Here is a 10,468-nt window from a genome sequence, read left to right as displayed (position 1 = left end):
GATCCAACAACTCGAAGCGCTGGGCCTACAGGTCACCCTCACCCCCGCCGCCGCCTGAACACCTCTCCACCACCCGGGCCACCCCGGGCCATCACCCATGCCCCCACTCAAGTTGGTTTCCGGTCAGGCCGGCGGGCGGACGGCTCGGGACCCCCCGGGCCTGCGGCGCGTCGGCGTCTCGAACTGGTGCTCAACCGCCGGGGGCCCGGCCGGTATGCGCCGCGCGGAAACAACGCCCTACGACGCGAATCGTCTGATTTTCCGGCTTTTTCGTCCTGTGTATCGGCTTGCCGCGATGTCAAGCAAAACGAATTGTCCGCCCCGCCAGCGGAGGTCGGCCGTTCGGACGTATCACATAACCGGATGGCGGGGCAGTTCGACCGTAGCGGGCCGCCACCAGGCATTGATGGTCACTTTTACAAAGGTTAAAGTGACGCCACTGGCCACATGAGACGGACCGCGAACTCGCATTCGTGGATCAACCCACCCTTGAGCTGTCACTAATCCGATTGACGGATGCGGCGAACTGCGCACAAAAGCAGGACCACAAGGACCCGAAACGTCGGGATAATGCCGCCCGGGTTCCGGTGCGCCGTCGACAGCGAACGATCACTGGTCCTTGGCGAAAGGAACTAATTCCATGCGTACGCGCCGCAGGCTGATCTGGTCGGGTCTGGTGTCGGGGGTACTGCTGTTCAGTACCTCGGCCACCGCGGTCGGATCACCCGGCCCCCCGGAAGCCGCGCCACATGTCCACACGCACGAACACGCGCACGAGCACGCCCAGGTGGCCGAACACGCGCACCTGGCCGAGGACGACGCCGAGCACCTGGCCCAGGACCTGGTGGGCACGCCGATGCGGGTCATCGAGGAGAAGACCGCCGAGAGCGCCAGGCGAATCCAGCGCGCCACCGGACTGCGCCCCGGAACGGCCCGATCGTCGGCCGCCGCGGCCGCGGACCCGGGGGTGACGGGATCGTGGAGCGCGGTCACCGGTACGCCCGTGGTGCCGGTCTTCCAGGCCGTGCTGCCGAACGGCAAGCTGCTCATCTGGGACTCGGTGGGCGACAACGCGGCCGAGACGTACCCGGATCACAGCTTCACCCGCGCCATGGTCTGGAATCCCGCCGACAACACGCACAAGCGGGTCGACCTGCAGGGCACCAACATCTTCTGTGCCGGCTTCGCGCATCTCGCGAACGGCAACATTCTGATCGCCGGCGGCAACGCCAACGCGAGCCTCGCCGGAACGGTCCGGACCTACGTCTTCAACTGGCAGACCGAGACGTGGACCCGCGGCAACGACATGGCCGCGGCGCGGTGGTACCCGTCGGTCGCGGAGATGGCCAACGGTGAGGAGGTCATCGTCGGCGGTGGACCGTCGACCGCCGAGGTGTACCAGACGAACGGCGCGATCCGCTCGCTCACCGGCTTCACCCAGTACGGCGGACGGGTGTACCCGTTCATGGGCTCGCGGCCCGACACGCAACTCGGACTGTTCGGCCCGTACACCACCGCGTACACGCTGAACACCGCCGGGAACGGGGTGATCCGGGGCACCACCACGCGTGACTCGATCAACCGGGACTACGGCAGTTTCGCGACGTACGACATCGGCAAGTCGATTGTGGTCGGTGGCGGCAGCCTCACCGAGGGCGGCGTGGCGAAGGTGCCCAGCCGTACCTCCGTGGTGGTGAACAGCACCACCGGGCTGGTGCCGACCGTGACGTCCACCGGATCGATGGCGACCGGACGCCGGCAGCACAACGTGACGGTGCTGGCCGACGGTTCGGTGCTGGCGACCGGCGGTATGAAGAGCACCGCGTCCAACGGGCTGGTCGACCTGAACAACGCGGTGACGACGGCGGAACGCTGGAACCCCGCCACCGGCCAGTGGACGGTGCTGGCGGGCGCGAGCCGGATCCGGCAGTACCACTCGACCGCCGCGCTGCTTCCCGACGGCCGGGTCATGACCGGAGGCGGCGGCATCTGCGGCGTCTGCATGGACGTCGGGTACCTGGAGAAGAACATCGAGTACTTCACCCCGCCGTACCTCTACAAGAACGACGGCAGCGGCCAGCTCGCCACCCGTCCGGTGATCTCCACGGCCCCGGCCAGCATCGGCGTCAACACGAACTTCTCGGTCACCTCCGCCAACGCGGCCAGCATCGGCAAGGTCGCGCTGGTCGGACTCAGCGACTCGACCCACGGCGTGGACCAGGGCCAGCGCTACGTCCCGCTGAAGTTCACCACCTCGGGTACGACGCTGACGGTCACCGGCCCCCCGAACGGCGGCGTGGCACCCCCCGGCTACTACATGCTCTTCATCACCGACACCGCCGGCGTCCCGTCGGTCGCCAAGATGGTTCAGGTCACCAAGAGCCCGAACCCGGTGATGAGCGCGGTCCGGAACAGCACCAACCGGTGTGTGGACGTACCGTCGTCGGCCACCGCGATCCGCACGTACCTGCAGGTCTACACGTGCAACAGCACCAAGGCCCAGGCGCTGACCCGGTTCCCGGACGACAACACCCTGCGGGTCCTGGGCAACTGCATCGACGTACCGGACGCGAACTACGCGTCGGGTCAACGGATCTGGACCTACAACTGCAACAAGACGGCGGCGCAGACCTGGCAGTTCCGAACGGACGGCACGATACGGCCGGCCGCGAGTCCCACGCTGTGCCTGGCCGCGGCCTCGAACACCAACAGCGCGCAGGTCACCATCACCACCTGCAACGGCAACGCACTGCAGAACTGGACCTGGTAACAGTCACCCAGCCCGACGCCCGGCCCGCGGTGGGTGTCCCCTGAACGGGGTCGCCCGCCCGGCGCCGGGCACGGTGCGTCGTCCGCGTGGCCGGAGAATGGGCCGCCCGAATAGCCGACGGGCGTCGCCGGCCTATCGTGCAATCATCGTCGGGTGATTCGCTTTCTCCTTCGACGGCCCGCATCCAAGATGGAGTGGATATTGCTCCTGGCCCTCCCATTCGGAGTGGCCGGGCAATTCTTCCCGCCGCGCGGTCTAGATCATCTGGAGAATGTCCTGGGTCTGACATTCACCGTACTCGGCCTTGGCGTGTGGACGGCTCTGGGAAAGGCCCGGGCCGACGAGAACCGGGAACGAATGGGCCAGCTTACGCCGTTGTTCGCAAAGCTGGAGGGCCTGGAGGAGAGCCTTCGGGAGCTGCGCGACAACGTCGAGCACATCCGAGACGCGGTACCCGAACTCGAGGCCGAACTCGGCATCCGCACCGCCATGATCAATCGATTGAAGGCGGACGCGGAGAGCTTCGATCGTCTGAAGGATGCGAGTCGGGCCGAGGCGGAGGCGGTACAAGAACTGATCGACCGGACCATTGCCCGCGGTCAGGCGCTCAGCCAACGTTCGGTGGCCAGCCGGGAACGGCTGTACTTCCTGGCCGGGCTGCTGTTCTCCATGCCGATCGGCATCCTGGTGAACTTCCTCTACGACCGGTGGATCAAGTGACGGACCACGACGCCGTGCCCGGTGGCCGGCCGGCCTGAGTATCCGCCTGGCGAAAGGCGGGTAGGACAAACGCAGTGGGTCATGCCATAGTTATGTTTGTCGTGTTCTCGACATTGCGGATCCGCCGGCGTTCCCGGTCGGAGAATGTCAACGGTGAGTCGAGCTTCCCGGCCGTGCGAGGTGCCCATGCCCGATCATCGTGGTTCTAAGGCGCTACTGGTTCCGTTGATGATGCCATCGCACCAGATCGGCGGCGAGGGCGCCGGAAATCATTCCTCGCACGTCCCGTTCCGGCGGCTGCACCGATCCCGGGGGGCGTCGGACCGGCTGCGGCTCCTCGTTCTTGCGATCATGCTGCCGGCCGTGCTAATTGCCGGAGCCCTCCTCTTGGTGCTGTTGCTGACCGCGCCGCTATAGGCTCGGCGCGAAGGGTCATTGACTTCTGGTGCCTGGCCATTGGCGGGTGTAGCGTCGGCGGAAAGCGTGTGACCTCCCCGTCCGCGCGCAGATTCGAGATCCTTCGAGAAGGGCACTCCCTTCGTGCGACCATCAGCAGAGGGCGGGGAATCCGGTTCTCGCCGCGGCGATCACGTCGTGCTTTCCCCTTCGGCGGTGCGGTCGGCCGAGCGCGCACCGATCACCTGGCGCGGCGCGCTGGCCCGGGCCCTGCGCGACACCATCACCTACGTCGCCGTGATCGTCGGTGTCATCAGTGGCTACTTCGGACTCAAATCGACCGGCGACGTCAGTGCGTTCGTGCTGCGAGTGGTCGCCGCAGTCGCGGTCCTGGCCATCGTCAGCCGCCTGGTCTACGGCTTCTTCGCCGAACTTCTGGAAGCCAGCCGGCGGGAGCTGGAGATCAGAGAAGACCAGGTCGACGTTCTCATCCAGGAGATCGCCGACCTGAGAATAGGCTTCGACGGCTGGCAGTCCCGTTACCGCGGCGTCATCGAACGGCTCGTCGATCACCAGTCCTTGCTCTATCGGGAACGCCTCGAGCTGATCGTCACCATCGGTCTGGACGATTACGCCGACACCATTCTGGAAAAGCACGTGACGACGCCCACGCCGTATCTCTTCTACCGTTCGCTGCGACCCATCGCGCCCCGGAAGACCCTGATCCCGCCGACCTACAACGATCTGGGCCTGAAGGTGGACGTGGAGAGCGACTCCGGCATGCACCTGACGCCCCTGCCACTCGCCGAGTCTCCGGAGGGCGTCCGGGTGCTGATCCTGTTCGAGCCGCCGGCCCGTTCGGATGTGCACTGGTCTCTCGGGTATCGCCCGGTGGGACTGTGGGAACCGCTCCGGCGGACCGGGATCGACTTCCTCGCCTGGGACGCCCGGTCCCCCACCGGCCGGCCGGATGACTCCACGTTCACCGAGTTCACCGTCCGGTTCCGCTTTCCGCCGGGCGCCACCAACATCGGCGTCCAGGAGAAGAACGACGTGGGTACGGTCGAACGTTACGCAGAGGGCTCGTGGCAATGCGTTTCCTGGCGGGACGACGCACCCGCCGGTGGTCGTTACGAGTGGACGATCACCATGACCGCGCCGGACGACGAGGGCGACGAGCAGGAACACGGAAGCGGCGGCCGCCCGGGAGACCAGGAGACCGCCGCCGACCGATGACAAAGGCTGTCACCGGGACGCGAAGACATTTCCTCCTTCGCCGCCCGGAACCGAGTCTTCGAAGGCAAGAATCGTCATGATGGCTGCTTCCTGTCGTATTCGCACCTAGCGGGCGCATTGAGTCAATAGCAAAGCCATGCTATCGAATCACAACGTGCGCCCGATGCCATTCCGGACGTGTCGCGTCCGCCATCGGTGGGCGCGGTAGGTTTCGAACCTACGACCCCTCGCTTGTAAGGCGAGTGCTCTCCCACTGAGCTACGCGCCCGGCTCGGCGTTCCACCGGAGCCGCCATCCTACCGTGCCGAACCGGCGCCCAACGCCGCCAGGGCCGTACGCCACCCGGCCTGGTCGCGGGCCTCCCCCGCGCCGGTCATCTCGGCGAACCGGACGACCCCCGCGCGGTCGATCAGGAAGGTGCCGCGGTGCGCGGTGCCGGTCACCGGGTTGAGCACCCCGTACGCGTCGGCGACGGCGCCGTGTGGCCAGAAGTCGGCGAGCAGCGGGAAGTCGTAGCCCTCGCGCAGCGCCCAGACCTTGTGGCTGTACGGCGAGTCGACGCTGACCGTGAGGATCTGCACGTCGCCGGTCGCGTACTCGTCCAGGCGCTCCTGGATCTCGGCGAGTTCGCGCTGGCAGGTGCCGGTGAAAGCGTACGGGTAGAAGACCAGCAGCACCGCCTTGCGGCCGCGGAAGTCGGCCAGGCGGATCTCCTGGTTGTTCTGGTCCTTCAGGGCGAAGTCCGGGGCCGGCGTCCCCACCTCGATCGGCATCCTCCCACCTTAGGACGTGGCCAACGCCAACTGGCCGGTCACCCCGGGTGGGTGCCGGCCGTGCAGCGGAGGGAGGCGGGGGTTACTTCTTCTTCGTACCCCGGGGGGTGACGAGGCGGGCGCCGGTCCAGTCCTTGCCGGCGTTCACCGTGGAGGTCTGCTGCAGGCCGGCGGTCGGCGCGGATTCGCTGATCTCGCTGGGCTCGACGTGGCCGTCGCGGCCCGCCTTCGGTGTCAGCAACCACACGACGCCCTTGTCGGCGAGCGGGTTCAAAGCATCGGTCAGCAGTTCGAACAGGTCACCGTCGCCGTCGCGGTACCACAGCAGTACCGCGTCGACCACCTCGTCGGTGTCCTCGTCGACCAAATCGCCGACTCGTTCGGTCAGGGCGTCACGGAGGTCCTCGTCGACATCGTCGTCGTATCCCATCTCCATGACCACCATGTTCGGCTCGAGGCCGAACCGGTCCGCCAGGCTACGTACGCCGTCGGCCTGACCAGCGGTCGCGCTCACTGTCGCTTGCCTCCTCTTCTCTGTGGGCCGGGCAACCGGCCCGGTGGGGGTAGTCCACACACTTGCAAGCCCGGGCGCAAGTGGCGCACCGAGTGTGTGGCAATTTACCGCGCCAGCAGGGCGTGGGCACCCTGAGTGATGGCATCCTCGCCGACCAGCACGTGTTCGGTGGCCGGGCCGAGCGGTACGAACGAGTCGGCGGACGCGATCCGCCGGGCGGCACCGACGTAACCACCGTCCACGAGGGCCGCGAGCACCCCCTCGCCGACCCCGCCGGAGCGGCGGGTCTCGTCGACGATGAGGACCCGGCCGGTGGCGGTGGCCTCGCGGACCACGTCGGCCACCGGCAGCGGGGACAGCCAGCGCAGGTCGACCACGCGGGAGCCGTACCCCTCGGCGGCCAGGCGGGCGGCCACCCGCAGCGACATCCGCAGGCCGTTGCCGTACGTGACGATGGTCAGGTTCTCGGCGTTGCCGACCGGGTAGGTGCGGGCGCGGCCGATCGGCACGTGCACGCCGGCCCACTCGGCGGGCCCGGCGTACGGTGACAGCCACTCGTTGTCGCCCTGCTCGTACAGGTCGCGGGTGTGGTAGAGCGCGATCGGCTCGAGGTACACGCACACGCTGCCGTCCACCGCGGCGGCGGCCAGGCAGGACCGGAGCATCGGCGCCGCGTCGGCCGGGCGGGCGGGCACGGCCAGCACCAGGCCGGGTACGTCGCGCAGCACGCCGAGCGCGTTGTCGTTGTGGAAGTGTCCGCCGAAGCTCTGCTGGTACGCCAGACCGGCCACCCGGACCACCATGGGGTTGCGGTAGGCGCCCGCCGAGAAGAACGACATCGTGGCCGCCTCACCGCGCAGCTGGTCCTCCGCGTTGTGCAGGTAGGCCAGGTACTGGATCTCGGGGACCGGGAGCAGCCCGGCCAGGCCGGCGCCGAGTCCGAGGCCGAGGATGCTGGTCTCGTCCAGCACGGTGTCGAACACCCGCTCGTCGCCGAACCGGTCCCGCAGGTTCTTGGTGACGCCGTAGACGCCGCCCTTGCGGGCCACGTCCTCGCCGAACACCAGGACGCCGGGCGTGGTCAGCATGGCGTCGGTGAGCGTCGCGTTGATGGTCTGCGCCAGCGTCATCGGTGCGCCGAGTTCCGGCAGCCTGCCGCCGAACGCCTGGTTCCGGGCCACCGCGCCGGGGCCGGCCGCGCGGGTGCCGGCGTCGGCCACGGTACTGGCGGCGCGGAGCGGGCGGCGCGGGGCGAGCGGCGCCACGATCTCCGCGGCGGTGGCGAGTTTCGGCTCGCCCAGCACGTCCTCGGCCACCTTGCGCACCTGCCAGCCCACCTCGTCGTACCGGGTGATCAGCTCCTCGGGGCTGGCCAGGCCGGCGTCCACCAGCAGGCGCGCGGTGCCGACCAGCGGGTCGCGGTCCAGGTCGCGGGCGATGTCCTCGGCGGTGCGGTAGGCGACCTCGGCGTCCGCGCCGGCGTGGCCCATGAAGCGCACCACGGACAGGTGCAGCACGGCCGGCCGGCGCTGCTCGCGGACGTGGGCGGCGGCCTCGACCGCGGCGTCGTAGGTGGCCGCCAGGTCGCAGCCGTCGGCGGCGAAGTACCGGATACCGGGCCGCGACTCCAGCGCCGCGGCCACCCATCCGTCCGGCGACGGGACGCTGATGCCCAGCCCGTTGTCCTCACAGACCAGGAGCAGAGGCAGGGGTACGCCGGTGTGCGCGTACCAGCCGGCGGTGTTCAGCGCGGCGGTGGCGGTGGCGTGGTTGACCGACGCGTCGCCGAACGAGGCGACCACCACCGCGTCCCGCGGCCAGGGCGTGCTGATGCCGCGCTGGGCCGCGGCCCGGTCCAGCGCGTACGCCAGGCCGACCGCCCGCGGCAGGTGCGAGGCGACGGTCGAGGTGGTCGGGATGATGTCCAGGTCGGACCGGCCGATGACCTTGTGCCGGCCGCCGGCGATCGGTTCCCGGGCGGAGGCGACCATCCCGCGGAGCACGTCCCGGGCCGCGTCCTCGAGGGCGTCGGGGCCGTGCCGTTGTACCGCGCGGGCGCAGAAGAACGCCGCGGAGCGGTAGTGCAGCAGCGCCGGATCGTCGCCCCGGAGCGCCGCCGCCACCGCGGCGTTGCCCTCGTGACCGGACGATCCGATGGTGTAGAAGCCTTCGTTGAAGCTGCGCAGCCAGCGGGCGGCGAGGTCGAGGTGGCGGCTGGTGAGCTGGGCGTCGAACAGGAGACGGGCCTGGCTGCCGGTGAGCGCGGAGCCGGTGCGGAGGCCGTCGTCGGGCGCGGGCTGCGACCCGGACGGCGCCACTGCCGACACTGCGTCACGGAAACGCTCGTCGAGGTTCTGCGGCGTGGTCACGCGCACCAGCATTACGGACCGGCGCGAGCACTGCCACGGGAGAAATCGGCCCGCACGTCCGGCGCGGCCGGCCCACCCGGTACGCCGGGGAGTGAGTGCGGCCGGAAAGGGCCGGGTGGCGGGCGCCCGGGTGGTGTAGTGGGTGGGTGCTGGGACGAATCGCGTTGGGGCTGGTCTGGCTGGGGATGACGGCCGGGGCGTTCCTGGTGCTGGACCTGTACACCTAGGCGCCGGTGGACCCGTCCGGATCGGCGGAACCGGATGAGGCAGACTTTGCGGATGCGTACCGAGGTGATCACCGTCCGGACCGGGGACCGGCCGGTCGTCCGGGACATCACTCGCGAGGCCGAGCAGTTCGCCGGTGGCCAGGGCGACGGGCTGCTGCACGTGTTCGTTCCGCACGCCACGGCCGGGCTGGCGATCATCGAGACCGGCGCCGGGTCGGACGACGACCTGCTGAGCGCGATCGACGAACTGCTGCCGACCGCCGACCGGTGGCGGCACCGGCACGGTTCCCCGGGGCATGGCCGGGATCACGTGCTGCCGGCCTGGATCCCGCCGTACGCGACGCTTCCGGTGCTCGACGGGCGCATCGCGCTCGGCACCTGGCAGTCGATCTGCCTGGTGGACCCGAACGGCGACAATCCCACCCGGCAGGTCCGATTCTCGTTCCTGCCGGCCTGAGACCCGAAGTTACTGCTCGGTACCTGTGTCGAGAGTCGCGTGACCGCACGGTCGGCGTGACGGCAGACACCGGGAGGGGGCAGGATGGAAGCAACTCCGTGCCTTCCCCACAACGGGAGCGCACGGTCCGACCGACCAAGAGGAATGCCTGTGGCTACGGAACGCAAGCGCCCGGTGATCAGTGACGGCCTGCCGAGCCAGCTTCCGGACATCGACCCCGAGGAAACCAGCGAGTGGGTCGAGTCGCTCGACGGAGTCATCGACGAACGCGGGGCCAAACGCGCCCGGTACGTGATGCTGCGCCTGCTCGAGCGGGCCCGGGAGCGACAGGTCGGCGTGCCGCCGCTGACGTCCACCGACTACATCAACACGATCCCGCCGGAGCAGGAACCCTGGTTCCCCGGCGACGAGGCCGTCGAGCGCCGCATCCGGGCGTACATCCGGTGGAACGCGGCGATGCTGGTGCACCGGGCGCAGCGCCCGGAGATCGGCGTCGGCGGGCACATCTCGACCTACGCGTCCAGCGCCTCGCTGTACGAGGTCGGCATGAACCACTTCTTCCGCGGCAAGGACCACCCGGGCGGCGGCGACCACATCTTCTTCCAGGGGCACGCCTCCCCGGGCATGTACGCCCGGGCGTTCCTCGAGGGCCGGCTCTCCGAGCACCAGCTGGACGGCTTCCGCCAGGAGCTGTCGCACCCGGGTGGCGGCCTCCCGTCGTACCCGCACCCGCGGCTGATGCCGGACTTCTGGGAGTTCCCGACGGTCAGCATGGGTCTCGGCCCGCTGAACGCGATCTACCAGGCCCGGTTCAACCGTTACCTGCACCACCGCGGCATCAAGGACACCTCCGACCAGCACGTCTGGGCGTTCCTCGGGGACGGCGAGATGGACGAGGTGGAGTCGCTCGGCGCGATCGGCCTGGCCGCCCGCGAGGAGCTGGACAACCTCACCTTCGTGATCAACTGCAACCTGCAGCGGCTGGACGGGCCGGTCCGCGGCAACG

At 69.1% G+C, this 10,468-nt stretch carries 8 protein-coding genes and 1 tRNA gene; 5 read left to right on the top strand and 4 right to left on the bottom strand.

Annotated features, from left to right (window positions below; translation table 11 throughout):
* The first annotated feature begins 640 nt into the window (after positions 1–640).
* The 3 genes from LDL48_RS42915 to LDL48_RS42905 all read left to right on the top strand — a co-directional run bounded on the left by LDL48_RS42915 (position 641) and on the right by LDL48_RS42905 (position 5,122).
* Entirely contained in the window at positions 641–2,770 is a 2,130-nt protein-coding gene (locus LDL48_RS42915; RefSeq protein WP_225260963.1) for a galactose oxidase-like domain-containing protein, read from the top strand.
* Between the two features lie 153 nt (positions 2,771–2,923).
* The gene (locus tag LDL48_RS42910) at positions 2,924–3,490 is read left to right on the top strand and encodes a hypothetical protein (protein WP_225260962.1); all 567 of its coding nucleotides are present in this window, start codon (positions 2,924–2,926) and stop codon (positions 3,488–3,490) included.
* A 594-nt stretch (positions 3,491–4,084) separates the two neighbouring features.
* Positions 4,085–5,122: a hypothetical protein gene (locus LDL48_RS42905; RefSeq protein WP_225260961.1), complete on the top strand. Its 1,038-nt coding sequence runs from the start codon at positions 4,085–4,087 to the stop codon at positions 5,120–5,122.
* Positions 5,123–5,318: 196 nt separating this feature from the next.
* Here the strand turns inward: LDL48_RS42905 and LDL48_RS42900 are convergent.
* The 4 genes from LDL48_RS42900 to LDL48_RS42885 all read right to left on the bottom strand — a co-directional run bounded on the left by LDL48_RS42900 (position 5,319) and on the right by LDL48_RS42885 (position 8,790).
* Positions 5,319–5,390 (bottom strand) — tRNA-Val (locus LDL48_RS42900).
* Positions 5,391–5,418: 28 nt separating this feature from the next.
* Positions 5,419–5,895 carry a peroxiredoxin gene (locus LDL48_RS42895; protein ID WP_225260960.1) on the bottom strand — a complete coding sequence of 159 codons (477 nt, stop codon included), beginning with the start codon at positions 5,893–5,895 and terminating at the stop codon, positions 5,419–5,421.
* 82 nt (positions 5,896–5,977) lie between these two features.
* Entirely contained in the window at positions 5,978–6,409 is a 432-nt protein-coding gene (locus tag LDL48_RS42890; protein ID WP_225260959.1) for a DUF3052 domain-containing protein, read from the bottom strand.
* 104 nt (positions 6,410–6,513) lie between these two features.
* Complete coding sequence (locus tag LDL48_RS42885) at positions 6,514–8,790, bottom strand: thiamine pyrophosphate-dependent enzyme (protein WP_225260958.1); 2,277 nt, start codon at positions 8,788–8,790, stop codon at positions 6,514–6,516.
* A gap of 267 nt (positions 8,791–9,057) precedes the next feature.
* Here LDL48_RS42885 and LDL48_RS42880 point away from each other — a divergent pair, with 267 nt between their 5' ends.
* Together LDL48_RS42880 and LDL48_RS42875 are read left to right on the top strand one after the other, a co-directional pair.
* Positions 9,058–9,462: a YjbQ family protein gene (locus LDL48_RS42880; protein ID WP_225260957.1), complete on the top strand. Its 405-nt coding sequence runs from the start codon at positions 9,058–9,060 to the stop codon at positions 9,460–9,462.
* A gap of 150 nt (positions 9,463–9,612) precedes the next feature.
* The coding region (locus LDL48_RS42875) for a pyruvate dehydrogenase E1 component-related protein (RefSeq protein WP_504786609.1) at positions 9,613–10,468 on the top strand (856 nt) is incomplete at its 3' end.

This window comes from Jidongwangia harbinensis, assembly GCF_020216025.1.
Lineage (GTDB): Bacteria > Actinomycetota > Actinomycetes > Mycobacteriales > Micromonosporaceae > Actinoplanes > Actinoplanes harbinensis.
This window is presented reverse-complemented; position numbering and strand designations above follow the sequence as displayed.